Origin of the sequence: Pseudomonas sp. EA_15y_Pfl1_P101 (assembly GCF_963970835.1) — a bacterium.
Lineage (GTDB): Bacteria > Pseudomonadota > Gammaproteobacteria > Pseudomonadales > Pseudomonadaceae > Aquipseudomonas > Aquipseudomonas tritici.
The window spans coordinates 213,994-238,510 of the sequence record NZ_CAXAPA010000008.1 but is presented as its reverse complement, the minus strand read 5'-3'; the positions used below and the strand labels follow the sequence as shown (position 1 = coordinate 238,510).

The following is a 24,517-nucleotide window of genomic DNA, read 5'->3' as shown; positions in this document are numbered from 1 at the left end:
TGATCTCATCCGGAATCAAGTACCCAGGGAATCAGGGACAACATGTCGATTTTTTTATTGCTGCGCCTGTACGCGTCCTCCCTCTTTCACCGCTTCGGCTGGGCAGGTCTGGTCATTGCCCTGGGCGTCCACCTGAGCACGGCTTATCTGGGCCTGGTGTTTCTGGGCGAACAGCACCTCACCGCTCCCGCCACGTTCATTTACTTCTATCTCACCACCACACTCACCGTCGGCTACGGCGATCTCGCGCCGCAGACCTCGGCGGGACGAATTTTCGTGGCCTCCTGGGTCATGCTCGGGGGCATTGCGCTGTTGACGGCAGCCATCGGCAAAACCACCAGCAGTGTCATCGATGCATGGAGAAAAGGCATGAAGGGTAAAGGCGATTTCACGGGCAAGGTCGACCATACGGTGCTTATTGGCTGGGAAGGCGCATCCAGCGAGCGGGTCATTGAGTTGTTGCTGCAAGACGAAACCTCGAGCGACAACCTGATCGTCATCTGCGATTGCACCCTCGAAGAAAACCCGATGCCCGGCAAAGCGGCATTCATCCGCGGCGAAAGCCTGTCCTCCACCGCGTTACTGCTGCGTGCAGGCGTGCCCGGTGCCGAGCGTGTGCTGGTGCGAACTTCGTCTGACGACTTGACGCTGGCCACTGTGCTGGCGGTGAATCAATTGAATCCTGTGGGGCATGTGGTCGCGCACTTCAACGAAAGTGAAATTGCCGCACTTGCCAGCTCCTACGCCCCGAGCCTGGAATGCACCTCCAGTATGGCGATCGAGATGTTGGTGCGCGCCTCTCAGGACCCGGGCTCGTCAGTGGTCATTAATGAGCTGCTGTGCGTGGGCCAAGGCGCCACCCAATACCTGATGAAATTGCCCGAGGCCTTTGAAGCAACGTTTGGCGACCTGTACACGCAGATGAAGGAACACCACAACGCCACCCTCATCGGCTACCGCGCCAAAGGTGCCCAACAACCGTCGATCAACCCGCCCAGCGCCACGCGCGTTGAAGGCGGCGAACTTTTTTACATCGCCTCTACACGCCTCAAGGAAATCTCCAATGGGATGGCTTAAACAGTTGATGGGGCTTGAGGCCCCGAACGCGAATACCGCGTCGAACCGCACAGCCAGCGTAGCCCTGCCGACCACTGGCCCGCTGGGCCTGGCGCCGGGTAAAGGCGTGATCTTCGACGCAACCCTGCGATTGTTGCTCGATGATAAAACCAGCGTGGTCATCCCCGGTTCCCAGGAAATCTGGAGCAACGGCACCGTGGACCTCGGGCAGTCGACCTGGCTGTCGCGCTATTACATGAACGACGACGATTACTGGCTGCAGGTGCACACCACGGGTGACATCGCCGGGCAGGTCGAGTCGGTGATCCTGTTCAACTACCTGAGTTACGTCACCCTCAGCAGTGAGGCGGAACTGCGTCGGCTGGCAGGTCCACAGAGCCTGATCGGGCTGGCGACCTACACGCACAACGGCGTCGAATACAGCCGCGTGTGGGGCAGCGAAGAGGGCCAGACAGAATTAGTGGCAATGAGCGAGCAGGTGATCAATCCGGAGAGTGCCTACACCGTCGAGCACCGTTCGATGTTGTACGCCCGCGATACCGGCCTGACCGATCGCCGGGAGTTCCTGCTGTTTTCCGTTGAAGAAGACGCTGAAGGCACCGTCAGCCTGAGCACCTCGCTGGGCATTTCACTGTACACAACCGACCTGAATACGCTCTGAAAAAAGGAAGAAATCCATGCTAGAAGCTCTGTCCATCTCGCTGAATAAACCCGCCGTGTTCGGGTTTGTCACCTACATCCTGGGTGCCGCCGTGCTGTTCGCGCTGTTCCAGTTCATCTACACCCGCGTCACCCCGCACAAGGAATTCGAACTGATCCGTGCGGGCAACGTGTCGGCTGCGGTCGCGCTGGGCGGTGCCATCATCGGTTTCGCGATTCCGGCCAGCAATGTGATTGCCTTCTCGATCAGCCTCCTCGACTTTGTCGTTTGGGCCGTGATCGCCGCCCTCGTCCAACTGTTGGCGTTTCTGGTGACCAGCCTGGTACTCAAAGGCACTTCCGAACGCATCAAAAAAGGTGAACTCGCGGCCGGTATCTACGTGGCAGCCGTGGCCATCAGCGTCGGCATGTTGAATGCCGCCTGCATGACGCCTTCCCAGAACTGATTGCGCACGGAGCTCCCGATGAAACGAAGCAAGTACGTCCAGCTTTCGCTGGCAGCGTCGGTCGCCATGGCGATATCCGGCTGTGGGCCGACGGAAAAAACCTACGAGTTGCAGAAGAAGTACAACTTCCAGTCTGTTCAGCAGTGCGCCGATGAAAAGCTACCGGTGGACGTCTGCTCGGACGCCTACATGAAGGCCATGGTCGAGCACCGCCGCATTGCTCCGGTGTACGACAGCCAGGCCGACTGCGACGCCGACTTTGTCGCCGACTGGTGCCAGCAAGACTCCACCGGCAAGTTCATCCCCAAGCTGGGCGGTTTCGAACTGACCGCCGAAGGCCAGGTCACGCAATCCCAGGTTGACGCGGCCAAGGCGCAAGCGGGCGAATCGCAAGCGAGCGGCGGCTCAGGCTTCTCCACCAGCAGCCTGCTGACGGGGTTGCTGATCGGCAACATGCTGAGCAACAACCGCAACAGCTACCGCTCTGAGCCGGTGTATCGCTACCGCGACGATCGCGGCAGTTATGGTTCCTCGACGCTGAGTCAGCGAGCCTCCAGCGGGGCGACATTCGGCCGCTCGAATCAGGCACGGTACGGCAGCAGCAATTACTCGAACACGCTGCGCTCCTCCAGCGCGTCCAGTGCCGTATCGTCGGCCACCTCCCGTGGCGGCTTCGGCAGCAAGGCCAGCGCACGCAGCGGCTGGGGCGGCGGCGGGTCGAGCAGTTAAGGAAACCGGGCCATGAAGAAGATCCATTGCGCAGAGCGTCATGACTGGAAACAGACCGCCGACAGCCTCGGCTTCCTGTTCCACACCATCGACGACGAACCCTACTGGGACGAGCGCGCGTACTACCAGTTCACGCTCAAGCAAATCGAGCAAGACCTCGAAGACCCGACCACCGAGATCCATGACATGTGCATGGACCTCGTGGCCCGCGTGGTCCACAGCGAGGAACTGCTGGACCGCCTGAGCATCCCCGCGCCGTTCTACGACATGATTCGAACCTCATGGCTCGAAGGTCACCCGCACCTGTACGGGCGCATGGACTTCTCCTACAACGGCACTGGGCCCGCCAAGCTGCTTGAACTCAACTACGACACCCCCACCAGCCTGTACGAAGCGGCGGCGTTCCAGTGGGGCTGGCTGGAACAATGCATCGAACGCGGCCTGCTGCCCAAGCACGCCGATCAGTTCAACAGCATCGACACCAAACTGCACCAGGCCTTCGCCCAATTGCAGATCAACCAACCTTTCTACTTCGCCTCGATGAAAGACTCGATCGAAGACAAAGGCACCACCGACTACCTGCGCCTCGTCGCGGAAAAAGTCGGCATCGAATCACGCCACATCGACATCGAAGACATCGGCCTGACAGCCGAAGGCCGCTTCGTCGACCTCGAGGACCGCTGGATCCCCCACCTGTTCAAACTGCACGCCTGGGAATTCATCTTCCACGAGCCCTTCGGCTCGGCGATTGCCCAGAGTGATACGCAGTTTTTCGAGCCGGCCTGGAAGTCCATTATTTCCAACAAAGGCATCCTGCCGCTGTTGTGGGAATTCAATAAAGGGCATCCGAATTTGCTGGCGTCCCACCTGGATACCGACCCGGGTAAAGCCGTGCCAAAGGGCTGGGTGCGCAAGCCGTTCTTCTCGCGGGAAGGGGCCAACATCGAGCTGCAAACGGCGGACGGGCTGATTGTGAAGGAGGATGGCCCCTATACGGATGCGCCGTTCATTCTTCAAGAGTTTGCGCCGCTGCCGAAGTTTGGGGACAGCTATACGTTGATTGGGTCTTGGGTGATTGGTGATCAGGCGGCGGGGATTGGGGTGCGCGAGGATAATAGTTTGATTACCAAGGATTCGAGTCGGTTTTTGCCGCATTTGATATTGGATTGAGAAAATCCGCCGAGCTCCTCAGTCAGTATTGACTGGACACGACTCAATAATTGGGTAAATGCCCGCGCCAGCGGGCAGGATTCTGAGCATCTCGAAGATTGCGCGGCTCAGCAGGTAGCCATCTGAGCATTGGAGTGGTTGTGCGTAAGCCGTTTCAGTGCGATCTCAAGCGCTTGATCGTCGAACAGCTTGTTTTTACGAGCACCAGCACCGACTCCACCCTCCCAATTTTTCAATGCCTCGCGCACAGCAGAGATGGTAGGGGGGATATTTTTCCGACTCAGCAACCAATCGACTGTCGCCAGCAGTTCCATACCAAACGGGGACTCAAAGCCGTCAATCAATTCGGCAGTGCACTCCAGGGCTTCGGAGTATTCCTTGGCTTCTGTTTTAAGATAGGTTTGTAGAAAGGCTTTGCGGTCTTGGTCGAACCAGATCACATCACTGTTTTCCGCATCACCGATGCGCTTATCGCAATGCAGATAACTACCATCCAGGTTGTTAAGCAGATGCTCTAATCGATTGGCATACGGCCCGTATTTATGAGCAACAAACTGAAGGTCCAGTGGGTTCTTAAGATCTGGCCGCTTCTCGATAGCGCGTTCCAGAAACCAGGCCAGTTTCTGAATCTCAAGCAGGCTACATTCCATACCTAAAACCCAGTAACGCCGAACCAGTTCCGCAATGAGTGCGCGGGCCGGCGTGAGTTTCTCCACGCCGGTGCGCTTCGCGACATTCAGGTATTGATTGGAAGGCTCGAATACCAACACATCAACATCCAGATCGCTTAAGACGTCAATAATCTGCTCACGTACTTCCGGCCATTTGAGACCTCCGTTACCTGCACCCAGCGGCGGAACCGCTACAGATTTCACATGGTTTTCGATCAAAAAACGACGTAAGTCGTGCAGGCCTTCGGTTATCCATGCCATCTGCGACGGTGATCGCCAGTGACGTTTGGTCGGAAAGTTAACGATCCATTTTGGACCTTCCAATTCGTTGACAGCGGTTACGTGAACTTTACCGGTCTCCACCTCACCAGCCTTGCAGGCGGCCGCGTACAAGCGATAGTTCTCCGCAAACCGCTCTTTGAACATCAGCGCAATACCTTTACCCATCACACCTACGGTATTCACCGTGTTGACGAGGGCTTCGGTGTTGGCTTCCAGAAGGTTGCCCTGGGTGAGTCTGATCATTGGAAATACCATCCCGGACGCGCATGAACAGACAACGTCAGACCTCTAGCGGCAACGTCCTGCTCTATACGTTTTTTCGTTGCATCGGTGTAACACATGATGCCAAGGAGTCCTGTAATCGGTAGGTGGTGGTGAATCAGCGCTTCTGCCTGATAGCGCTCCATCTTTCGAGGGTCATCTGGATCGCGTTTGAAGTCGCGTCTTTGAAGGATAGACCAATCGATCTCATGGAGACTCGCCAGATCGCTGTAATAGTCTGTCCAATCCGGGTACGCATGTGCGTTTGTGAAGACGAACGGTAAGCCAAGCTCGGCCACGCGGTGCAGGCTTGAGACCAGAATTACGATCTCTTCGTTGTTGCGCTGCTGAACGCTCCACCCGGAGTGAATGTTTTTCATCATCACAGAGAAGGGGGTGAAATAGAAGGGTACGTAGTCGGACAAGACACCTGCAGGTGCAATGGGTACGCAGCGCGTGCGGCGCTTGTCGATTAAGTCAACGTTGCCGATGTTCACGTACTGCGGTGCCTGCAACTCGGCGCTGGCGCAGTGCAGGCCGTTGTCCAGAATCCAGGGCAGATTGTCGCGATGAACGATCCGCCAGATCAGTGCAGCTCCAAATTATCGATTGGAGTTTTGCTATGGATAACGTTGTTTCAGATTCGCCATCATCGGGCGCGACTCACCCATTTACCGTTAATGAAGAACTGAGCTTTGAGGATGCCTGGGTGCGTGTGGCTGAGTTACTGCAGTGGCCACGTCGCAGGCGCTTGGTGAACCGCTGGGTGCGCCGCATAGAGCGGTGATGCACTTGGTGGAGATGGCGAAGATGGTGGCGGATCGGGCGGTGGAGTGTATGCAGCCCAACTGATGCGGCTTGATAATCGGTCAGGTCGCTAGGAGGCCCGCCTTTGCTTATCCAGTTGTCCAACAGCTGTTGGACAATTGGTTTGTGATTTTTACAGGCATTAAAAAGCCGGCTTGTGGCCGGCTTCTCGGGGACTGCTTCAGCTTGTTTTTGACAAACCTCACCAGCCTTCAAATCGCTCAGCCCACATTGCGTCAGGCTGAATAGTAGGGGCATCCGCGGGAAATCCTCCGCATCGCCGAGCAGGGTGGATAGCGCAAAGCCACCCCCTGCCAAATGTGCGGCGCATGATACCCACATTCATTTCAAATGCCCACCTCCGGCTCCGATTTAGAGCCTTCCCAGCCCAAGAGGTGTTCATCCAGCGGCACTGGGGGCCGGCGGTTGTTCAGAGTGGACCACCAGAACACCCACCCCAGAATCTGGAAGTTCTGTTCAAAGCGTTGCTCGTGCGTGAGGTATTCGTCCGGGTGTTCACTGGCATTGTGGCTACGCATGCGCAAACCACCGCCAGGTCGGTTGTAGAGGTATTTGATGCGCAGCATGCCGTCGTGTTCAACGGCGTAGATTTCGCCGTCGATGAGTTGCGTGCGGCCTCGGTCGATGGCGAGGGTGGCGCCTTGTTGGATGATGTCGATCATGCTGTTGTCGACCATGTAGGCGCCCAGGGCGCGGTCGGGGTTTACGGTGAGGGTTTGGAGGGTGTGCAGGGAGACGCGGATGCGTTCGGTGGAGGTGAATGAGGGGTGGAGGTCGATCTCCACGTCGATTTTTTCTGGAGGGCAGGCGGGGCCTGTGAGGTATTTGCCGCTTCCTTCGCGGGTCGAGGGCAGTCCTTTTCGGGTGTCCGGGCCTTCCAGCAGGAAGTTGGCCGGTGGGTGTTTGGGGCCCTCGCCGGTGCGCAACCAACGGCTGGAGATGCACAGCAGTTCTGCGATCTCGTTGAGTCGGCCCATGGGTACACCGCGCTTGAACCAGTTGTTCACGTGTTGAGGCGTGACACCACGGTTCTTGGCGAAGTCGGAGGCGGAAAGATGAACTTCCCGCAGTAGCGCTTTTAAACGATCACCTGATGTATTCATAAACGCAGAGTTTACTGGCGGGATTTACAGATCAAATAAACCATGCGTTGAGTTGCGCCTGTAGGTTTTTGCTTAGTTGTAGCTCAATACTTCGGATTCGCTCGCTAGTTAAACATTACTTATAAAGAGTTGAACTTGTCGTTTAATTTTTCCCACAAAAAAAGCCCCGAATGATCGGGGCTTTTTCAATTGCCGAGGCAATGAGGAGCAGGTGTCAGCCTTTGTAGGCCGCGACCGACTTCATGATTTCGGCACGAGCGGCTTCTGCGTCGCCCCAACCGTCGATCTTCACCCATTTGCCTTTTTCGAGGTCTTTGTAGTTCTCGAAGAAGTGTTTGATCTGCTCCAGCAACAGGGGCGGCAGGTCGGTGTATTCCTTCACGTCCACGTACAGCTGGGACAGCTTGTCGTGTGGCACTGCGATTACTTTGGCGTCGCCGCCGCCGTCGTCGGTCATGTTCAGGATGCCGACTGGGCGTGCGCGGATAACCGAGCCTGGGGTAACCGGGTAAGGGGTTACAACCAGCACGTCGAGGGGGTCACCGTCGTCAGCCAGGGTGTTCGGGATGAAACCGTAGTTGGCCGGGTAGAACATCGGGGTGGCCATGAAACGGTCAACGAACAGGCAGTCGCTGTCTTTGTCGATTTCGTATTTGATCGGCGCGTGGTTGGCCGGAATCTCGATGGCGACGTAGATGTCGTTCGGCAGGTCTTTGCCAGCCGGAATCTTGCTGTAGCTCATTGGGCGTTGCCCTCGTTAATTGGCCAAGAAACTTGGCCGGATTGGCCTAAAAGTGGCGGCGATTATAGGCACATTCTGACGCCGATGCCATGCACCAGACGTCGTACGGTCATTCGCCTTGTGGCTGATAACGTGGGTCGCTGGCCTGCAGTTCGGTGAGGCGGGCCAAGGGATCCTGGCGATAAAAGCGGCTGAGTTGCGCGTACACCTGTGGATAACTGTTCACCAGCAAATCCGGGGCGCTGAAAAAATATTCGCTGGTGACGGCAAAGAATTCCGCCGGGTTTTCGGCGGCGTAGGGGTCGATCTCGGTGTCGGCGTCCGGGTTGGCGTCCAGCTGGCGATTGAGGTCGTCGTAGGCGCTTTGCATCACGCTGGCCCAATCCTGCACGCGCATGTCGTGGTGCAGCGGTGGTAGGCCGTTGGCGTCGCCGTTGAGCATGTCGAGCTTGTGTGCCAGCTCGTGGATCACCAGGTTGTAGCCTTCCCAGTGGCCGCTGGCGAGTACGCCGGGCCAGGCGAGGATGATCGGGCCTTGTTGCCAGGCTTCGCCGCTGTGTTCGCCGTCCCATTCGTGTTCGATGCCGCTGCTGTCGCGATGGCGCTGGGGGCTGACGAAGTCGTCGGGGTACAGCACGATTTCGTGGAAGCCTTGGTACCAATCGAGGTCGCCGAGGTTCATCAGCGGCAGTTGCGCCTGAGCGGCGAGCAGCAGGCGTTGTTCCTGGTGCAGTTCGACGCCGGGCAGGGCGGTGAGGTGTTTTTCGACGAGGAACACCACACAGGCTTCGCGCAGCCACTGGTCCTGCTCCGCAGCGATGCCGTCGAGGAAGGTCAGGTGCTGGCGCACCCGCTGCCAGGTCTCATCGGCAATCGGGTGCCTGGCCAGCAAGCGCTGGCGACGCCAGGCGCTGAGGGACCACATCGTCGCTTACTGCGACTTGGCTTCGGAGGAGGTGCGGCCAAAACGGCTGCGCAATACACCAATGATCATCGGCACCAGCGACAGCAGGATGATAAACACCACCAGCAGCGACAGGTTTTTCTTGATGAACGGCACGTTGCCAAAGAAGTAGCCCAAGGTGACCAAGCCGCCCACCCAGAGGATGGTGCCCAGCACGCTGAAACCAAAGAACCGTGCGTAGGGCATTTTCGCGATGCCGGCGACGAACGGCGCGAAGGTGCGCAGGATTGGCAGGAAGCGCGCCAGGGTCACGGTTTTGCCGCCGTGCTTGTCATAGAAATCATGGGTTTTTTGCAGGTAATCGCGACGGAAGATTTTCGAGTTGGGGTTGTTGAACAAACGTTCGCCCACCGTTCGCCCGATGACGTAATTGGTACTGTCGCCAAGAATCGCCGCCAGCATCAACAGGCCGCCCAGCAAGACCGGGTCCATGCCACCACCAGCGGCCACGGCGCCGGCGATAAACAGCAACGAATCACCGGGCAGGAACGGCATGACCACCAGGCCGGTTTCGCAAAAAATGACCAGAAACAGAATGGCGTAGATCCACGGACCGTAATTGGTTACCAGCAGGTCGAGGTAAACATCGAGATGCAGGATAAGGTCGAGCGGGTTGAAATCCATGGATGGCACCTGTGTGAATGGCCCGGTTCTGCAGGCCTGTGCGGAAGCTCGGGTAATAAGGCTACAAATGTATGCCGCATTTCTTACAACCCTGAAAGGTGCGCATTATACGGATAGAGGGGTGAAAAGCGTGTTGGTTTTGTAGCGGGGGATGTCGTGGCACGCGGTCCGCAGATCACCACACATCCAAATGTGGGAGCGAGCAAGCCCGCTCCCACAGGGGAATTGTAGTGTTTGAAGTATTCAGGTTTCAGTCTTCACTGATCGGCAGCGTGTAGTTCTTGAATTCAGTGTCCTCACGGAACCCGATCGACTCATAGGTCTTCTGAGCCACTTCATTGTCACTGCTGGTCGACACCCGCATCCGCACCGCATATGTCTCCTTGGCCATCTTCTTCGCCGTGCGCATCAGGTTATCCGCCACCAACTGGCGGCGCGCGTCTTCCGCCACGTAGATGTCATTAAGAATCCACACCCGCTTCAGCGCCAGCGACGAATAGCTGGGGTACAGCTGGCAAAATCCAAGCAGCTTTTTATCGTCATCGTCCGCCAGGGCCAGGTAAATCACCGACTCCTTGCGGCGCAGGCGTTTTTCCAGAAAGGCCCGTGAGGAGTCCGGGAAGGGCAAGGCGCCATAAAACTCGCGGTATTTGACGAACAACGGGGTCAACAGGTCCAGGTGTTCCAGGGTCGCTTGAGTAATCCGCATGCCAGGCCTCAACTTCCAGATTGGGTATGACCACGCAAGCGGCCGTGACTCGATGCTGCCTAATGGCGTGAAAAAGCGCAATCGCCCATCAATCAGTCATCCGGTGAACTGAGCAGGAAATTGCCTTTCATCAGGTCCGGATCGTCGGATTCGATTGTCTGAACCTGCGCTTCGTCCTTGAGATTGACCCCCGACAACTGCCGACGACACGCCTCTCGCATCAGATACAGCAAGCGATGGGCCGCCATGCCGTAACTCAGTCCTTCCAGGCGTACGTTGGAGATGCAATTGCGATAGGCGTCAGTAAGGCCCACTTTGGGGTTGTAGGTGAAATACAGCCCCAGGCTGTCCGGCGAGCTGAGCCCTGGCCGTTCGCCAATCAGGATCACCACCATCCTGGCACCGAGCAATTGCCCGATTTCATCCGCCACCGCCACGCGGCCTTGCTCCACCAAAATGACGGGCGACAAAGACCAGCCTTCAGCGTGGGTTTGTTCCTCCATGCGTGTAAGAAACGCCAGGGTGTGTTTATGCACCGCCAGCGCCGATAAACCATCGGCTACCACCACCGCCAGGTCCACACCGCCGGGATTGGCCGAGGCATGGTCGCGCAGTGCCTGGGCCGACTCATCACTGAGGCGCCGCCCTAAATCCGGGCGTTGCAGGTAGCTGTGCCGGTCGGCAGCAGCGCTGTGCAGTAACAAACTATCGCGTCCGCGTTCTGCCAGTTGACTGCTCAGGCCCGCGTGGTCGAAGGGCAGGTGCACCGCGTCCCGCGCCTGGGCGTGAGCATATTGGAAGTCCAATTGCGCGCTGGTGGGGATGCTGGTGCCGGTTCGGCCCAGGGCAATACGCGCCGGCGTCAGGCGGCGCAGTTCCAGCCATGGGTTGTCAGGCAGGTCTAGTTGCACGGGCGGCTCCTTCATCCCAGTTGCGCCAAGGCTTGGCGAAACGCCGGTGGCAAGCTGTTGCCGAAGCGCACCTTGCCGTCGGCTTGCGTGAAGATGCCCATCTTCGCCAGCCACTGTTCAAACTCCGGCGCCGGTTTTAACCCCAGGGTCTGGCGGGCGTACAAGGCGTCGTGGAACGAGGTGGTCTGGTAGTTGAGCATGATGTCGTCGGAACCGGGGATGCCCATGATGAAGTTGATCCCGGCCACGCCCAGCAGGGTCAGCAGGGTGTCCATGTCATCCTGGTCGGCTTCGGCGTGGTTGGTGTAGCAGATATCGCAACCCATCGGCACGCCCAGCAGCTTGCCGCAGAAGTGGTCTTCCAGGCCCGCGCGAATGATTTGCTTGCCGTTGTACAGGTACTCGGGGCCGATAAAACCGACCACGGTGTTCACCAGGAACGGCTTGAAGTGCCGCGCCACTGCATAGGCGCGTGTTTCGCAGGTTTGCTGGTCGACGCCAAAGTGCGCGTTGGCCGACAAGGCACTGCCCTGGCCAGTTTCGAAATACATCAGGTTCTGGCCCAGCGTGCCGCGATTGAGGCTCAAACCCGCGTCGTAACCTTCCTGCAGCACACTCAAGCTGATGCCGAAACTGGCGTTGGCGGCCTCTGTGCCGGCAATCGACTGAAACACCAGGTCGAGCGGCACGCCACGGTTGATCGCTTCGATGGAGGTGGTGACGTGGGTCAGCACGCAGGCCTGGGTCGGGATCTCATAGCGCTGGATAATCGCGTCGAGCATTTCCAGCATGGCGCAGATCGAGGCGATGCTGTCGGTGGCCGGGTTGATGCCGATCATGGCGTCGCCGTTGCCGTAGAGCAGGCCATCAAGGATGCTCGCCGCGATACCTGCTGGTTCGTCCGTCGGATGGTTGGGTTGCAGCCGTGTGGATAGCCGCCCGCGCAGGCCCATGGTGCCGCGAAACTGCGTGACCACGCGGATCTTCTGCGCCACCAGCACCAGGTCCTGCACGCGCATGATCTTGGACACGGCGGCCGCCATTTCCGGTGTCAGCCCTGGCGCCAATGCGCGTAGGGATTGTTCATCGGCGGCGTCGCTGAGCAGCCAGTCGCGCAGGCCGCCGACGGTCAGGTGGCTGACCGCCGTAAACGCCTGTTTATCGTGGGTGTCGATAATCAGTCGGGTGACTTCGTCGCTTTCATACGGAATCAGCACTTCTTCCAGGAAGTGTTTCAGCGGGATATTCGCCAACGCCATCTGCGCGGCCACCCGTTCGCCGTCGTTCTGTGCCGCGACGCCGGCGAGAAAGTCCCCGGAACGTGCGGGACTGGCCTTGGCCATCACGTCCTTGAGGCTGTCGAAGCGGTAGGTTTGTGCACCTACCGCGTGGGAAAAGCTTGCCATACAGTGTCTCCTTGACGAGGCGGGCTGCTGCCCGCGTCGAGGTTTACGGCATTTAGTGCAAGGCGGCCTCTGCGGCCTGGATCGCCGCGAATTCCTCTTCGGGCGTGCCTGCTACCAAGTGATGCCGGCTGTAGAAAGCAAAGTAAGCAATTAATACTCCATAGATGATCGCGGCGCCAATCACCACCCGTGGATCCACCAGAAAGCCCGCCACCACGGCCACGCAGGCCAGTACCAGTGCAACGCCTGACGTGAAGATGCCACCCGGCGTGCGGTACGGACGGTCCATTTTGGGGCGACGGATGCGCAGGGTGATGTGCGCGGCCATCATCAGCACGTAGGAAATCGTCGCGCCAAACACCGCCACCAGGATGAGCAAATCCCCCTGGCCGGTCAGCGACAAGCCAAAACCGATGATGCCAGGGATCACCAGTGCCAGCACCGGCGCCTTGCTTTTGTTGGTCTGGGACAGTTTGCGTGGCAGGTAACCAGCGCGGGACAAGGCGAAGATCTGCCGCGAATAGGCATAGATGATCGAGAAAAAGCTCGCGATCAGACCGGCCAGGCCAACCAGGTTGACGAAGCTGCCCATCCACGTGGAGCCGCCGTAGGCCAAGGCCAGCGCTTCAACCAGCGGGTTGCCGGACTTGATCAGCGCGTAAGTGCCGGCGCCGCCCGGTGCGATCACCAGGATCAGCAGGGCAAAACTGGTCAGCACCACAATGGCGCCGATCAGGCCGCGCGGCAGGTCGCGTTTCGGGTTTTTGGTTTCTTCGGCGGCCAGCGGCACGCCCTCGACCGCGAGGAAAAACCAGATGGCATAGGGAATTGCCGCCCACACACCCACATAGCCGAATGGCAGGAAGGTGCTGGCGCCTTTGGCTTCGGTTACCGGGACATCCAGCAGGTTGGCGACGTTGAAGTGCGGCACCATGGCCACCAGAAATACGCCCAGGGCAATCGCGGCGACGGCAGTAATTACAAACATCAGCTTCAGGGCTTCACCGACACCAAAGATGTGGATGCCGATAAAGATGATGTAGAACGCCAGGTAAATCATCCAACCGCCGATGCCGAATAGCGACTCGCAATACGCGCCGATAAATACCGCAATGGCGGCGGGGGCGATGGCGTATTCGATCAGGATCGCGGTGCCCGTGAGGAACCCGCCCCAAGGGCCAAAGGCGCTGCGGGCAAAGCCGTAGCCACCGCCGGCGGTAGGGATCATCGAAGACAGTTCGGCCAGGGAAAAGCACATGCACAGGTACATGGTGGCCATCAGCAAGGTGGCCAGGAACATCCCGCCCCAGCCACCCTGGGCCAGGCCGAAGTTCCAGCCGGCATAGTCGCCGGAGATGACATAGGCAACGCCGAGGCCGACCAGCAGCACCCAGCCGGCGGCGCCTTTTTTAAGTTCGCGTTGTTGGAAGTAGTCGGTGCCGACTTTTTCGAAGTCGACGGAGGATCCAGTGGGTTCGCTAGGCATAAGAAGTACCTTTCGTTGTTATTGTTTTTAACCCGGCCTCTTTGTGCCGAATGAGGTAGCCGCTACTTGCGAAGTTCAAGTGTGGGCGCTGGCAAGCCAGCTCCCACACTTGATCGCATTTCAAGTTGAGAGCGGGTCGCCTGCTAGAAGGCTAAGTTAGAAGAAGCCAAGTGGATTAATGTCGTAACTCACCAGCAGGTTTTTAGTCTGCTGATAATGATCCAACATCATCTTGTGCGTCTCACGCCCCACGCCGGACTTCTTGTAACCGCCGAACGCCGCATGCGCCGGGTACAGGTGGTAGCAGTTGGTCCACACGCGGCCCGCCTTGATCGCGCGGCCCATGCGGTAGGCGCGGTTGATGTCGCGGGTCCACACGCCGGCACCCAGGCCGAACTCGGTGTCGTTGGCAATCGCCAGGGCTTCGGCTTCGTCCTTGAAGGTGGTGATGCTCACCACCGGCCCGAAGATTTCTTCCTGGAACACACGCATTTCGTTGGTGCCCTTGAGCAGGGTCGGCTGGATGTAATAACCGCCAGCCATATCACCTTCGAGCTTCTCGACTTTGCCGCCCGTCAGCAGTTGCGCGCCTTCGCCCTTGGCGATTTCCAGGTAGGACAGGATCTTGTCGAACTGCTGCTCGGACGCCTGGGCGCCGACCATGGTGTCAGTGTCGAGCGGGTCGCCGCGTTTGATCTGCTCGACTTTCTTCATGACCACTTTCATGAAGTCGTCGTAGATCGACTCTTCCACCAGCGCGCGGGATGGGCAGGTGCACACTTCGCCCTGGTTGAAGAACGCCAGCACCAGGCCTTCAGCGGCCTTTTCAATAAAGGAAGGCTCGGCTTTCATGATGTCGGCAAAGAAGATGTTCGGCGACTTGCCGCCCAGCTCAACAGTCGACGGAATGATGTTCTCCGCAGCACATTTCATGATGTGCGAGCCCACAGGCGTAGAGCCAGTGAAGGCAATCTTGGCAATGCGTTTGCTGGTGGCCAGGGCTTCACCGGCTTCTTTACCGAAACCGTGCACCACGTTCAGCACGCCCGGTGGCAGCAGGTCGCCGATCAATTCCATCAGCACGCTGATGCCCAGCGGGGTTTGCTCGGCAGGCTTGAGCACCACGCAGTTGCCGGCGGCCAGGGCCGGGGCGAGTTTCCACGCGGCCATCAGCAGCGGGAAGTTCCACGGGATGATCTGGCCGACCACGCCCAGCGGCTCATGGAAGTGGTAGGACGCCGTGTGTTCGTTGATCTCGGCGCTGGAGCCTTCCTGGGCGCGGATGCAGCCGGCGAAGTAACGGAAGTGGTCGGCGGCCAGCGGGATGTCGGCGTTCAGGGTTTCACGCACGGCCTTGCCGTTGTCCCAGGTTTCGGTGATGGCCAGCAGTTCGAGGTTCTGTTCGATGCGGTCGGCGATTTTCAGCAGGACCAGCGAGCGGTCTTGGGCCGAGGTCTTGCCCCAGGCGTCGGCGGCAGCGTGGGCGGCGTCCAGTGCTTTATCGATGTCTTTGGCAGTGGAACGCGGGAATTCGGCGATAGGCTTGCCGTTGACCGGCGAGATGTTGGTGAAATAGTTGCCGTCGACCGGCGCAACAAATTCGCCACCGATGTAGTTGCCGTACTTGGCCTTGAACGAAACGACGGCGCCTTCAGTACCGGGGTGTGCATAACGCATGGTGGGTATCTCCTGGCTTTTATGTTTATTCGGAGTGCAGCGCAGCAAGCGCGTAATAAAGCGTAGAGCAAAGGTTGGGCCACCGCTTTGTACGCCAGGTAAATCAAGGGGTTGTGCATTATTGCAAGGCGTTGCTGTGGCAGGGCTGATACAGGTCATGTGACAGTTTGTGCTACAAGCGGTACAGCCTGTGACCGGTGGGTCGACCCGGGATTGCAATGCCTGGATGGCTGGGGGATGCTGGGCGTTCTCACGCAGGGAGAATAATAAGAAATGCAAAACGATCAATTCAGTCGCCATGCCCAACAGGTTCTGACCGTGGCGCATGGCCGCGACCCGTCCAGCGATCCTTCCATCGCTCGCTCCTGGCTGCGTTGCCTGGAGGACTACCACCTTGACCCTGCGCAAACCATTGCACCCACTGTGCTTGAACATGGTCGCTTGCTGGAAAGCCGCGAGCGCCTGCAGCAGGTGCTGCACATCGCCGGCAGCGAGATGAACAGCCTGCATCAGCAACTCTCCGGTGCCGGGCATGCGGTGTTATTGACTGACGCGCGCGGGGTGATCCTCAACTGCGTCACTGCGCCGTCCGAGCGCAAGATCTTCGAGCGCGCCGGGCTCTGGCTGGGCGCTGATTGGAGCGAAGCCTGCGAAGGCACCAACGGCATCGGCACCTGCCTGGTTGAGCGCCAGTCCCTGACCATTCATCGCGATGAGCATTTTCGTGGCCGTCACACGGGCCTGACCTGTTCGGCGAGCCCGGTGTTCGACCCCCACGGCGACCTGCTGGCCGTGCTGGATGTGTCGTCGGCGCGGGAAGCAGTGTCGCGCCAGAGCCAGTTCCACACCATGGCACTGGTGAACCTGTCGGCGAAGATGATCGAGAGTTGCTACTTCCTGCGTCACTTTGAACACCACTGGCTGCTGCGCTTCCACTTGCAGGCGGAGTCGGTAGGGTTGTTCAGCGAAGGCCTGCTGGCGTTCGATGGCGAGGGGCGGATTTGTGCGGTCAACCAGAGTGCACTGAACCTGTTGGGGCAACTGCGTGGCCATTTGCTTGGGCAGCCGGTGGAGGCGTTTTTCGAGTGCTCCCTGGATCAGTTGCTCGGTCGCGCCAGCGCGAATGCCACCGCCAGTTGGCCGTTGCGTACCCGTGATGGTCGGCATTTATTCGCGGCGTTGCGTGGCCAGACGCGCAGCGCGCCGGCGCCCGTTGCCAAACCTGGTGTGGTGGCGCGGCCGCACCTGCCCGGTATCTGCCTGGGCGACCCGGCGCTGCAACTGGGTTTCAGCAAGGCGCTGCGTGTGTTCGAGCGCGATGTGCCGTTACTGATCAATGGCGAAACCGGCTCCGGCAAAGAGGCCTTCGCCAAGGCTGTGCACCTGGCCAGCCAGCGTGCCGACAAGGCGTTTGTTGCGCTCAACTGCGCGGCGATTCCGGAGAGCCTGATTGAAAGCGAGCTGTTCGGCTATCGCGGCGGCAGCTTTACCGGCGCGCGCAAAGAGGGCATGCAAGGCAAGCTGCAGCAAGCCGACGGCGGCACGTTGTTCCTGGATGAAATCGGCGATATGCCTCTGGCGCTGCAAACCCGTCTATTAAGGGTGCTGGAGGATCGGCTGGTGGTGCCGCTCGGCGGTGAGCCCCAGGCGGTGAACGTCAGAATTATCAGCGCAACCCACCGCAATCTTCTGGAACGTGTGCAGGAAGGCAGTTTTCGCGAGGACTTGTACTACCGGCTCAATGGCCTGGAAGTTGGGTTGCCGCCTTTGCGCGAGCGCAGTGACAAATCCCAGTTGCTCGAATTTCTGCTGGCACAGGAAGCCAACGGTGAGGCCGTATCGCTCGACCCGGCGGCGCGTGGGGCGCTGTTGGCTTTCGCCTGGCCGGGAAACGTGCGCCAACTGCGCACGGTATTGCGCACGCTGGTGGCGTTGTGCGACGAGGGGCGTGTTGGCCTTGACGATTTGCCCGCGCAGATTCGCCAGGCCCGTCCCGTGGCAGCCGCGCAGGCCAAGCTTGTGGAATCGCCACTGGAAGACGCCGAACGCCTCGCACTGCTCACGGCGTTGCAGCAACAGCGCTGGCACATGACGCACACGGCAGAGCAGTTGGGCGTGAGCCGCAACACGCTGTATAGAAAGCTGCGCCGGCACGGCATCGCGCGTCACACCCTCAGCTAAAAGGTGCGATTTTCGCCCCTCTGCGCTAACCTGCCTCGATGTTTTACGAGGTCGACTATGCACATTCATATTCTCGGTATTTGCGGCACGTTCATGGGCTCGATGGCAGTACTGGCCAAAGAGCTGGGCCATCACGTGACAGGCTCCGATGCCAACGTTTACCCACCCATGAGCACGCAACTCGAGGCCCAGGGCATCGAGCTGACTCAAGGCTACGACCCGTCGCAATTCGACACGGTCCCGGACCTGGTGGTGATCGGCAACGCGATGTCCCGTGGCAACCCGGCGGTCGAATACGTACTCAATAAAGGTTTGCCCTATGTGTCTGGTCCGCAATGGCTGGCGGACCATGTGCTGCAAGGCCGTTGGGTGCTCGCGGTTGCCGGCACCCACGGCAAAACCACCACCAGCAGCATGCTGGCCTGGGTGCTGGAGCATGCGGGCATGAGCCCGGGGTTCCTGATCGGCGGCGTGCCGCAGAACTTCTCGGTGTCGGCGCGCCTGGGCGATACGCCGTTCTTCGTGATCGAGGCCGATGAATACGACAGTGCGTTCTTCGACAAACGCTCCAAGTTCGTTCACTACCGCCCGCGCACGGCGATCCTGAATAACCTGGAGTTCGATCACGCTGACATCTTTCCTGATCTGCCGGCCATCGAGCGTCAGTTCCACCATTTGGTGCGCACCATTGCGAGCGAAGGCCTGGTGATCCACCCAACCACCGAGCCGGCGCTGCAGCGTGTGATCGAGATGGGCTGCTGGACCCCGGTGCAAACCACCGGCGCGGGCGGGCAGTGGCAGGTCAAGCTGCTCAGCGAAGACGGTTCCCGATTTGAAGTGCTGTTCGAAGGCAAACCCCAGGGCATTGTCGATTGGGACATGACCGGCCAGCACAACGTCGCCAACGCCTTGGTTACCCTCGCTGCCGCGCGGCATGTGGGCGTGGTGCCTTCCATGGGCATTGCCGCGTTGAGTGCTTTCAAAAGCGTGAAGCGCCGTATGGAAAAAGTCGCCGACGTGAATGGGATTACCATCTACGACGACTTTGCCCACCACCCAACGGCCATTGCTACTACCTTGGACGGCCTGCGCAAGCGTGTCGGTGACGCGCCGATCATTGCGATTATCGAGCCGCGTTCCAACTCCATGAAGCTTGGCGCACACCGCGATGGCCTGCCGGAAAGCGTCAACGACGCCGACGAGGCCGTCTGGTACGCGCCGGCCAACCTTGGCTGGGACCTGCCGGCGATTGCCGCGCTGTGCACGGTGCCCTCAACCGTGTGTGACTCCATCGAAGGCATCATTGAGCACGTCAAGCAACAGGCCAAACCGGGCACGCATGTGGTGGTCATGAGCAACGGCGGCTTCGGTGGCCTGCACGGCAAGCTGGCCGAGGCGCTGAAATGAGCGGCCCAGAGCGCGTCACCCTGGCGATGACCGGTGCGTCCGGCGCGCCCTATGGTTTGCGCCTGCTGGACTGCCTGGTGCGCGAAGACCGTGAGGTGCACTTCCTGATCTCCAAGGCCGCGCAGTTGGTGCTGGCCACCGAGACCGATGTGGCGCTGCCGCCCAAGGTGCAGATGATGCAGGCCTTCCTCACTGAGTACACCGGTGCGGCGGCGGGGCAGATCAAGGTTTACGGTAAAGAGGACTGGATGTCGCCCGTGGCCTCCGGCTCCGGCGCGCCGGCGGCCATGGTGGTGGTGCCGTGTTCCACGGGCACCCTGTCGGCAATCGCCACGGGTGCCTGCAACAACTTGATCGAACGCGCAGCAGACGTGACGTTGAAGGAGCGCCGGCAGTTGATCCTGGTGCCCCGTGAAGCGCCGTATTCGAGCATTCACCTGGAGCACATGCTCAAGTTGTCGAACATGGGCGTGACGATTTTGCCGGCCTCGCCCGGTTTTTATCACCAGCCGCAGACCATCGATGACTTGGTGGATTTTGTGGTGGCGCGGATTCTCAACCTGCTGAATATCCCTCAGGACATGCTGCCGCGTTGGGGCGAGCATCATTTGAGCAGTGATGAATAAGGCGCTGCTGATCGTACTGGCGTTGCATCTGACGGGCTGCGCCACTGCGCGCACGCTGGATGCGGCAAAGCCAGGCGCGCCGGTGGTGTATGCCGGTACGCGCCTGGATCTGTATGCGATGAATGGGGGGTGTTGCGCCAAGGATAGGTTTGGTGCCGAGGCGCCGAGCTATCCCGGTGTGGATCTTCCGGCGAGTGCGTTGCTCGATACGCTGTTGTTGCCGCTGTCGGTGTTGACGGTACTTGGGGTTGGCTTCAACGCTACCGGTGGCCTCTAACCCTATCTGGAAGGCAGCACAAAACCAACGTGGGAGCGTCGAACCGCCGCTCCCACATTTGAATCTCTGCCAGATAATTAAATCGGTTTACTTGCCCAGCTTGCGCAACTCATCCGACTCCACCACCCGCACCCCATCCTGCTCTTCCAGGGCCAGGCGCCACATGGCGCGGGCCAGTTCGCACACTTCAATGCCGCGGTATTTCCCAGGAATCAATCGCGACAACGGCCCTGCCAACTGTTCGGCCAAGCGCGGCTCCAGCCTTTCCCCGAGTAACAGCGACGGTCGCACGATGGTCAGTTGTGGCCAATCCTGAGCCTTCAACTCTTCCTCCATTTCGCCTTTGACGCGGTTGTAGAAGATCGAGGACTTCGGGTCGGCGCCAATCGCGCTGACCACGATCAGGTGTCGCGCGCCCAGTTCCCGCGCACGTTTGGCGAAAGCCACCACCATGTCCAGGTCGACCGCGCGGAAGGCGTCTTCGGAGCCCGCCTGTTTGATGGTCGTGCCCAGGCAGCAAAAGGCGATATCCACCTGGCCGCTCAGTTTCGGCAGGAGCACCGCCGGGTCGCCCACCGGGTTTTCCAGGTGCGGGTGTTCGGCCAGTGGCTTGCGGCTGGGTGCCAGCACGCGGGTCACGGTGGGTTCGTTGAGCAGGCGGTCGAGCAGGTGTTCGCCGGCGAGGCCGGAGGCGCCAGCGAGCAAGATATGCTGCGGAGTCAGGTACATGGTGTTTCCCCCTCGTTACACGTTACAGCTTAGTTGCCTTTGGCTTCCTTGCTATTCATTGAGACGCTTTCGAGCGCCTTTCGTGCCTGCTGTTTGCGTAATAAGTGCCAATGGGCGATGACGCCCTTGGGGGCCCATATCTGCGGTTCGGAGGCTTCGAAGCTGTCCGCCTGCTCGCGCTCGGCCACATGCAGTTGCGCCAGCTTGAAGGCTTGCTGCAGGTCGTCGGTCTGGTTGAAGGCTTGGGCGAAGAGGGCGTCGCCGAAGTAGGTGAAGTCGGCTTCCTCGGAACAACCGAAGGACACACGGTCGGCCCGCGAGGCGGTCATGATCAGCGTGCGCTCATCTTTGAGTGCCGGGATGAAGCCGCCGGAATAGCAGGCGGAAATCACCACGATCTTGTCGCGGTTCTTCAACGGCGCCATCACGGCGGCCAGCTCATCGGCAGGCAGGTCCGCCAGTTCCATGCGCGGTTGGTCCAGCACCAGTTCGTGTTCGTGGGTGCCGTGGCTGGTCATGTAAATAAACACCAAGTCTTCCGGGCCGGTGCGTTCGGCCAGGGTTTGCACGGCGCGACGCAGGCTTTCGCGGGTGGCCAGGGGGCGGTCGGCGATGTGGTCGCGGTGATTGACCAGGCGAATCTGCCCGCGCGCGCCGAAACGCGTTGCGAGCAGGTTGCTGACGTAATCGGCCTCGCGCAGGAACACGCTCTGTTTGCCGTCACCGGCCACGGCGAGGGTGTACAGCTCCACGGCGGGGGTGGAGGCGGGCACTTCGGCGAGGGCGGTATCCAGCAGGCGGCCCTGGGCCAGCACGCCGATTTCCAGTGGGTCGGGCAATAATTTGCCGTCGGCATCACGCACACGCAGGCCATTGACCCACGTGCCGGCCTGTACGGTGCCATCGGTGAGGACGAGGGTGCCTTTGCCTTGGTAGCTGTCGCTGTCGAAGCCGCCGATATAGAAGCTGCCGTCGGTGAGGTTCAGGCGGCCTTCACCGGTAAAGCGCCAATCGCTGAACTGACCCACGTAGTGGCTACCATCGACGCCAATCAACTCGCCTTTGCCGCTGAGCGCGCCTTCCTTGAACTGGCCGATCCACACGTCGCCGTCGGCGTTCTCATAGCGGCCTTTGCCGTTGAGCTGGTTCTGTTTGAACTGGCCGACATAGATGTCGCCGTCGGCGCTGTTGAACGTGCCGTTGTCTTCCAGTTGGCCATCGACGAAATGGCCGCTGAACTGGTTGCCACTGTCATCGTTGCGCTGGCCTTCGCCATTCGGCTTGCCGTGGGCGAACTGGCCCTGGTACTGGCTGCCGTCGGCCAGTTCCAGGCGGCCGAGGCCGGAATACTGGTCGTTCTTGAATTCACCGCGATAGGTCATCTGCCCCTCTTTGAGGGTGCCTTCGCCGTTGCGTCGCCCGTTCTTGAAACCGCCCACATAGTGACTGCCCGCCGTGGTCAGGCTGCCCTGGCCGTCGAACAGGCCCTGTTTGAACTGACCTTTATAGACTTCGCCATTGCTGCCATGCCATTCGCCCTGGCCGTGCCATTGACCTTTGTCGAACTGGCCGGCGTACCAGCTGCCATTGGGGTAGTCCACACGGCCCTGGCCTTGCAGCAAGCCATTGACCACATCGCCCCGGTAACGGCCGCCGTCGGGCAGGCGCGCATCGGGCGGCAACAGCGATTCGCCGTCTCCGCAAGCGGTGAGCAACAGGGCAAGGGCAAGGGGAGCGAGGGGGCGCATAGCGGGATCCGGGTAATTGAGCGCCGAGTATGCCGCAGCCGCGAGTTTCATACATAAATTTACATACACAGTGGTGAGGTTTTACCCCTCACCACAGGCAAGGCTTACACGAAGCAGAGTGACAGCGACTCGGCAATGTAGGCGGGTTTTTCCTGGCCTTCGATTTCCAGGGTGGCGGTGGCCTTGAACAGCCATTGACCAGGCTTTTTCTCGGTGACGTCGGTCAGGGTCACGTTCAGCCGCACCTTGGAATCAACCTTTACCGGCTGGATAAAGCGCACGCTGTCCAGGCCATAGTTGACGGCCATCTTCAGGCCTTCAGGCATGATCAGGATGTCTTCCATCAGCTTGGGCATCAGCGACAACGACAGGAAGCCGTGGGCGATGGTGCTGCCGAACGGTGTTTGCGCGGCCTTGACCGGGTCGACGTGGATGAACTGATGATCGCCTGTGGCCTCTGCGAACAGGTTGATGCGCGCCTGGTCGATGGTGAGCCATTCGGAACGTCCCAGTTCCTTGCCGACATAATCGTTGAGCTGCGCTACGGGTATATAAGGCATTGCGTCTCTCCTTGGTTCATCGGTTTTTATCAGTGGGCGAACTTCAATGTAGATCATCATGGGCAACAGGTCGGGTCAACCCACCATGCTTTTGGCGAATGCCTGAGCATACGGCGGGCATGCTTATAATGCCGACACGTTTTGAGGGGGAGAAAACGGATGCTGTTACGCGGTCTGACATGGCTGGTGCTGTTTCAATTGATCGGCACGGCACTCAATCATTTGCTGCTGCCGGTGCTGCCGGGGCCGATCATCGGCCTGTTGCTGATGCTGGGTTACCTGGTGTGGCGCGGCGAAGTCGGCGAGCCCCTGAGCCTGGCGGCCAGCAGCCTGTTGCGTTACCTGCCGTTACTGTTGGTGCCGCCGGCGGTGGGGGTAATGGTGTACGCCAAGGACATTGCCGCTGATTTCTGGGCGATTGTCGGCGCGCTGGTGCTGTCGCTGGTGATCGCCATGGCGTTTGTCGGTGTGCTGATGCAACACATGGTCAAGCGCAAGGAGAAGGATCAATGACCTTCGACTGGCAGGGCGCGTGGACGGCGGTGATTCATCACCCCTTGTTCGGCATTGGTATCACCCTCGGTGCCTATCAACTGGTGTTGGCAGGGTTCGAGAAGGCCCGTTGGGTGTTCCTGCAACCGGTGCTGGTCTCCATGCTGTTGGTGATCGGCGTGTTGCTCTCCTGTGGCCTGAGCTACGCCGAATACCGCAAGAGCACCGAGATCATGGGCATCCTGCTCGGCCCGGCGACGGTGGCGCTGGCCGTGCCGCTGTATTTGAACCTGCGACGGATTCGCCAATTGTTCTGGCCGATTTTTACTACGCTGGTGGTAGGCGGGGTGTTGGCCACCGGCCTGTGTGTGCTGCTGGGCTGGTGGTTTGGCGCCGAGCACATGATGTTGATGACCATGGCGCCCAAGTCGGTGACCTCGCCGATTGCCATGCTGGTGGCCGAGCAGATCGGCGGCGTGGCAGCGTTGGCGGCGGTGTTTGTGCTGATCACCGGGGTGGTGGGGGCGATGGTCGGCCCGTCACTGCTTTCACGCTTGGGCGTGTACAGCCCCGAAGCGCGAGGCATGGCCCTGGGCATGACCGCCCACGCTGTCGGCACCTCGGTGGCCCTGCAGGAAAGCGAAGAGTGCGGCGCCTTTGCGGCGCTGGCCATGAGTCTGATGGGCGTAGCTACGGCGGTGCTGCTGCCGCTGGCTGTGTCGGTGATCGTTTAAATCGGGGTTAAGGAAAC

At 59.8% G+C, this 24,517-nt stretch carries 25 protein-coding genes and 1 pseudogene; 12 read left to right on the top strand and 14 right to left on the bottom strand.

Features of this window, described 5'->3' with window-relative positions; all coding sequences use genetic code 11:
- The first annotated feature begins 42 nt into the window (after nucleotides 1–42).
- The 5 genes from AACY36_RS15020 to AACY36_RS15000 are packed head-to-tail and all read left to right on the top strand — an operon-like array spanning nucleotide 43 to nucleotide 4,082.
- A complete protein-coding gene (locus AACY36_RS15020; protein WP_339416963.1) occupies nucleotides 43–1,077 on the top strand; it encodes an ion channel in 1,035 nt (344 codons plus the stop codon).
- Nucleotides 1,064–1,738: a DUF2491 family protein gene (locus AACY36_RS15015; RefSeq protein ID WP_339416962.1), complete on the top strand. Its 675-nt coding sequence runs from the start codon at nucleotides 1,064–1,066 to the stop codon at nucleotides 1,736–1,738. Before AACY36_RS15020 ends, AACY36_RS15015 begins: the two co-directional genes overlap by 14 nt.
- Before the next feature lie 16 nt (nucleotides 1,739–1,754).
- Complete coding sequence (locus AACY36_RS15010; RefSeq protein ID WP_065873700.1) at nucleotides 1,755–2,183, top strand: DUF350 domain-containing protein; 429 nt, start codon at nucleotides 1,755–1,757, stop codon at nucleotides 2,181–2,183.
- Nucleotides 2,184–2,201: 18 nt separating this feature from the next.
- A complete protein-coding gene (locus tag AACY36_RS15005; RefSeq protein WP_339471656.1) occupies nucleotides 2,202–2,912 on the top strand; it encodes a DUF1190 domain-containing protein in 711 nt (236 codons plus the stop codon).
- A gap of 12 nt (nucleotides 2,913–2,924) precedes the next feature.
- Nucleotides 2,925–4,082, top strand: coding sequence for a glutathionylspermidine synthase family protein (locus tag AACY36_RS15000; RefSeq protein ID WP_339416959.1), 1,158 nt, complete (start codon nucleotides 2,925–2,927; stop codon nucleotides 4,080–4,082).
- Between the two features lie 107 nt (nucleotides 4,083–4,189).
- On the opposite strand, the gene darG is transcribed toward AACY36_RS15000, so the two are convergent.
- Both darG and darT read right to left on the bottom strand, forming a co-directional pair.
- Entirely contained in the window at nucleotides 4,190–5,278 is a 1,089-nt protein-coding gene (darG, locus tag AACY36_RS14995; RefSeq protein WP_339497268.1) for a type II toxin-antitoxin system antitoxin DNA ADP-ribosyl glycohydrolase DarG, read from the bottom strand.
- Nucleotides 5,275–5,886, bottom strand: a complete 612-nt coding sequence (darT, locus tag AACY36_RS14990; protein ID WP_339437002.1) for a type II toxin-antitoxin system toxin DNA ADP-ribosyl transferase DarT — start codon at nucleotides 5,884–5,886, stop codon at nucleotides 5,275–5,277. The genes darG and darT overlap by 4 nt, the downstream gene beginning before the upstream one ends.
- 32 nt (nucleotides 5,887–5,918) lie before the next feature.
- Between darT and AACY36_RS14985 the strand changes: the two are divergent.
- Nucleotides 5,919–6,148, top strand: a pseudogene (locus AACY36_RS14985) (hypothetical protein).
- Nucleotides 6,149–6,450: 302 nt separating this feature from the next.
- Here the strand turns inward: AACY36_RS14985 and AACY36_RS14980 are convergent.
- From AACY36_RS14980 to exaC, 9 genes are all read right to left on the bottom strand, one after another.
- Entirely contained in the window at nucleotides 6,451–7,227 is a 777-nt protein-coding gene (locus AACY36_RS14980) for a LexA family transcriptional regulator (protein WP_339416946.1), read from the bottom strand.
- A 214-nt stretch (nucleotides 7,228–7,441) separates the two neighbouring features.
- Nucleotides 7,442–7,969 carry an inorganic diphosphatase gene (gene ppa / locus AACY36_RS14975; RefSeq protein WP_049711351.1) on the bottom strand — a complete coding sequence of 176 codons (528 nt, stop codon included), beginning with the start codon at nucleotides 7,967–7,969 and terminating at the stop codon, nucleotides 7,442–7,444.
- 109 nt (nucleotides 7,970–8,078) lie between these two features.
- Nucleotides 8,079–8,894: a M90 family metallopeptidase gene (locus AACY36_RS14970; protein ID WP_339427974.1), complete on the bottom strand. Its 816-nt coding sequence runs from the start codon at nucleotides 8,892–8,894 to the stop codon at nucleotides 8,079–8,081.
- Nucleotides 8,895–8,900: 6 nt separating this feature from the next.
- A complete protein-coding gene (locus AACY36_RS14965; RefSeq protein ID WP_339416943.1) occupies nucleotides 8,901–9,557 on the bottom strand; it encodes a DedA family protein in 657 nt (218 codons plus the stop codon).
- Nucleotides 9,558–9,807: 250 nt separating this feature from the next.
- On the bottom strand, nucleotides 9,808–10,266 hold the full coding sequence (locus AACY36_RS14960; protein ID WP_339497267.1) for a GNAT family N-acetyltransferase: 459 nt from the start codon (nucleotides 10,264–10,266) through the stop codon (nucleotides 9,808–9,810).
- A 92-nt stretch (nucleotides 10,267–10,358) separates the two neighbouring features.
- On the bottom strand, nucleotides 10,359–11,192 hold the full coding sequence (gene eutC / locus AACY36_RS14955) for an ethanolamine ammonia-lyase subunit EutC (protein WP_339416941.1): 834 nt from the start codon (nucleotides 11,190–11,192) through the stop codon (nucleotides 10,359–10,361).
- A complete protein-coding gene (locus tag AACY36_RS14950) occupies nucleotides 11,189–12,583 on the bottom strand; it encodes an ethanolamine ammonia-lyase subunit EutB (RefSeq protein ID WP_049711356.1) in 1,395 nt (464 codons plus the stop codon). Before AACY36_RS14950 ends, eutC begins: the two co-directional genes overlap by 4 nt.
- Nucleotides 12,584–12,635: 52 nt before the next feature.
- Nucleotides 12,636–14,069: an ethanolamine permease gene (gene eat, locus AACY36_RS14945; protein ID WP_339436981.1), complete on the bottom strand. Its 1,434-nt coding sequence runs from the start codon at nucleotides 14,067–14,069 to the stop codon at nucleotides 12,636–12,638.
- Between the two features lie 156 nt (nucleotides 14,070–14,225).
- Complete coding sequence (exaC, locus tag AACY36_RS14940) at nucleotides 14,226–15,746, bottom strand: acetaldehyde dehydrogenase ExaC (protein ID WP_339416939.1); 1,521 nt, start codon at nucleotides 15,744–15,746, stop codon at nucleotides 14,226–14,228.
- A 273-nt stretch (nucleotides 15,747–16,019) separates the two neighbouring features.
- Here exaC and AACY36_RS14935 point away from each other — a divergent pair, with 273 nt between their 5' ends.
- The 4 genes from AACY36_RS14935 to AACY36_RS14920 are packed head-to-tail and all read left to right on the top strand — an operon-like array spanning nucleotide 16,020 to nucleotide 20,237.
- Entirely contained in the window at nucleotides 16,020–17,927 is a 1,908-nt protein-coding gene (locus tag AACY36_RS14935; protein ID WP_339438523.1) for a sigma-54-dependent Fis family transcriptional regulator, read from the top strand.
- A gap of 57 nt (nucleotides 17,928–17,984) precedes the next feature.
- Complete coding sequence (mpl, locus tag AACY36_RS14930) at nucleotides 17,985–19,334, top strand: UDP-N-acetylmuramate:L-alanyl-gamma-D-glutamyl-meso-diaminopimelate ligase (protein WP_339416937.1); 1,350 nt, start codon at nucleotides 17,985–17,987, stop codon at nucleotides 19,332–19,334.
- Nucleotides 19,331–19,960, top strand: coding sequence for a flavin prenyltransferase UbiX (gene ubiX, locus AACY36_RS14925; protein WP_003219402.1), 630 nt, complete (start codon nucleotides 19,331–19,333; stop codon nucleotides 19,958–19,960). The genes mpl and ubiX overlap by 4 nt, the downstream gene beginning before the upstream one ends.
- Nucleotides 19,953–20,237 (top strand): YceK/YidQ family lipoprotein, encoded by a 285-nt coding sequence (locus tag AACY36_RS14920; protein ID WP_065873690.1) that lies wholly within the window; start codon nucleotides 19,953–19,955, stop codon nucleotides 20,235–20,237. Before ubiX ends, AACY36_RS14920 begins: the two co-directional genes overlap by 8 nt.
- Before the next feature lie 87 nt (nucleotides 20,238–20,324).
- Here the strand turns inward: AACY36_RS14920 and AACY36_RS14915 are convergent, their stop codons facing one another.
- From AACY36_RS14915 to AACY36_RS14905, 3 genes are all read right to left on the bottom strand, one after another.
- Nucleotides 20,325–20,966, bottom strand: coding sequence for an oxidoreductase (locus tag AACY36_RS14915; protein ID WP_339416935.1), 642 nt, complete (start codon nucleotides 20,964–20,966; stop codon nucleotides 20,325–20,327).
- A 29-nt stretch (nucleotides 20,967–20,995) separates the two neighbouring features.
- On the bottom strand, nucleotides 20,996–22,714 hold the full coding sequence (locus AACY36_RS14910; RefSeq protein WP_339416933.1) for a C13 family peptidase: 1,719 nt from the start codon (nucleotides 22,712–22,714) through the stop codon (nucleotides 20,996–20,998).
- A 104-nt stretch (nucleotides 22,715–22,818) separates the two neighbouring features.
- Complete coding sequence (locus tag AACY36_RS14905) at nucleotides 22,819–23,274, bottom strand: MaoC family dehydratase (protein WP_339416931.1); 456 nt, start codon at nucleotides 23,272–23,274, stop codon at nucleotides 22,819–22,821.
- A gap of 159 nt (nucleotides 23,275–23,433) precedes the next feature.
- On the opposite strand from AACY36_RS14905, the gene AACY36_RS14900 reads away from it, so the two are divergent.
- Nucleotides 23,434–23,787, top strand: coding sequence for a CidA/LrgA family protein (locus AACY36_RS14900; protein WP_049711365.1), 354 nt, complete (start codon nucleotides 23,434–23,436; stop codon nucleotides 23,785–23,787).
- Nucleotides 23,784–24,500: an LrgB family protein gene (locus tag AACY36_RS14895; protein WP_339497266.1), complete on the top strand. Its 717-nt coding sequence runs from the start codon at nucleotides 23,784–23,786 to the stop codon at nucleotides 24,498–24,500. The genes AACY36_RS14900 and AACY36_RS14895 overlap by 4 nt, the downstream gene beginning before the upstream one ends.
- The last annotated feature ends 17 nt before the right edge of the window (nucleotides 24,501–24,517 follow it).

Excerpts from the sequence above, each read along its gene's own strand:
- AACY36_RS15020 (WP_339416963.1), top strand. The coding sequence starts at position 43 with ATGTCGATTTTTTTATTGCTGCGCCTGTACGCGTCCTCCCTCTTTCAC.
- AACY36_RS15015 (WP_339416962.1), top strand. The coding sequence starts at position 1,064 with ATGGGATGGCTTAAACAGTTGATGGGGCTTGAGGCCCCGAACGCGAAT.
- AACY36_RS15010 (WP_065873700.1), top strand. The coding sequence starts at position 1,755 with ATGCTAGAAGCTCTGTCCATCTCGCTGAATAAACCCGCCGTGTTCGGG.
- AACY36_RS15005 (WP_339471656.1), top strand. The coding sequence starts at position 2,202 with ATGAAACGAAGCAAGTACGTCCAGCTTTCGCTGGCAGCGTCGGTCGCC.
- AACY36_RS15000 (WP_339416959.1), top strand. The coding sequence starts at position 2,925 with ATGAAGAAGATCCATTGCGCAGAGCGTCATGACTGGAAACAGACCGCC.
- darG (WP_339497268.1), bottom strand. The coding sequence starts at position 5,278 with ATGATCAGACTCACCCAGGGCAACCTTCTGGAAGCCAACACCGAAGCC.
- AACY36_RS14980 (WP_339416946.1), bottom strand. The coding sequence starts at position 7,227 with ATGAATACATCAGGTGATCGTTTAAAAGCGCTACTGCGGGAAGTTCAT.
- ppa (WP_049711351.1), bottom strand. The coding sequence starts at position 7,969 with ATGAGCTACAGCAAGATTCCGGCTGGCAAAGACCTGCCGAACGACATC.
- AACY36_RS14970 (WP_339427974.1), bottom strand. The coding sequence starts at position 8,894 with ATGTGGTCCCTCAGCGCCTGGCGTCGCCAGCGCTTGCTGGCCAGGCAC.
- AACY36_RS14965 (WP_339416943.1), bottom strand. The coding sequence starts at position 9,557 with ATGGATTTCAACCCGCTCGACCTTATCCTGCATCTCGATGTTTACCTC.
- AACY36_RS14960 (WP_339497267.1), bottom strand. The coding sequence starts at position 10,266 with ATGCGGATTACTCAAGCGACCCTGGAACACCTGGACCTGTTGACCCCG.
- eutC (WP_339416941.1), bottom strand. The coding sequence starts at position 11,192 with ATGAAGGAGCCGCCCGTGCAACTAGACCTGCCTGACAACCCATGGCTG.
- AACY36_RS14950 (WP_049711356.1), bottom strand. The coding sequence starts at position 12,583 with ATGGCAAGCTTTTCCCACGCGGTAGGTGCACAAACCTACCGCTTCGAC.
- eat (WP_339436981.1), bottom strand. The coding sequence starts at position 14,069 with ATGCCTAGCGAACCCACTGGATCCTCCGTCGACTTCGAAAAAGTCGGC.
- exaC (WP_339416939.1), bottom strand. The coding sequence starts at position 15,746 with ATGCGTTATGCACACCCCGGTACTGAAGGCGCCGTCGTTTCGTTCAAG.
- AACY36_RS14935 (WP_339438523.1), top strand. The coding sequence starts at position 16,020 with ATGCAAAACGATCAATTCAGTCGCCATGCCCAACAGGTTCTGACCGTG.
- mpl (WP_339416937.1), top strand. The coding sequence starts at position 17,985 with ATGCACATTCATATTCTCGGTATTTGCGGCACGTTCATGGGCTCGATG.
- ubiX (WP_003219402.1), top strand. The coding sequence starts at position 19,331 with ATGAGCGGCCCAGAGCGCGTCACCCTGGCGATGACCGGTGCGTCCGGC.
- AACY36_RS14920 (WP_065873690.1), top strand. The coding sequence starts at position 19,953 with ATGAATAAGGCGCTGCTGATCGTACTGGCGTTGCATCTGACGGGCTGC.
- AACY36_RS14915 (WP_339416935.1), bottom strand. The coding sequence starts at position 20,966 with ATGTACCTGACTCCGCAGCATATCTTGCTCGCTGGCGCCTCCGGCCTC.
- AACY36_RS14910 (WP_339416933.1), bottom strand. The coding sequence starts at position 22,714 with ATGCGCCCCCTCGCTCCCCTTGCCCTTGCCCTGTTGCTCACCGCTTGC.
- AACY36_RS14905 (WP_339416931.1), bottom strand. The coding sequence starts at position 23,274 with ATGCCTTATATACCCGTAGCGCAGCTCAACGATTATGTCGGCAAGGAA.
- AACY36_RS14900 (WP_049711365.1), top strand. The coding sequence starts at position 23,434 with ATGCTGTTACGCGGTCTGACATGGCTGGTGCTGTTTCAATTGATCGGC.
- AACY36_RS14895 (WP_339497266.1), top strand. The coding sequence starts at position 23,784 with ATGACCTTCGACTGGCAGGGCGCGTGGACGGCGGTGATTCATCACCCC.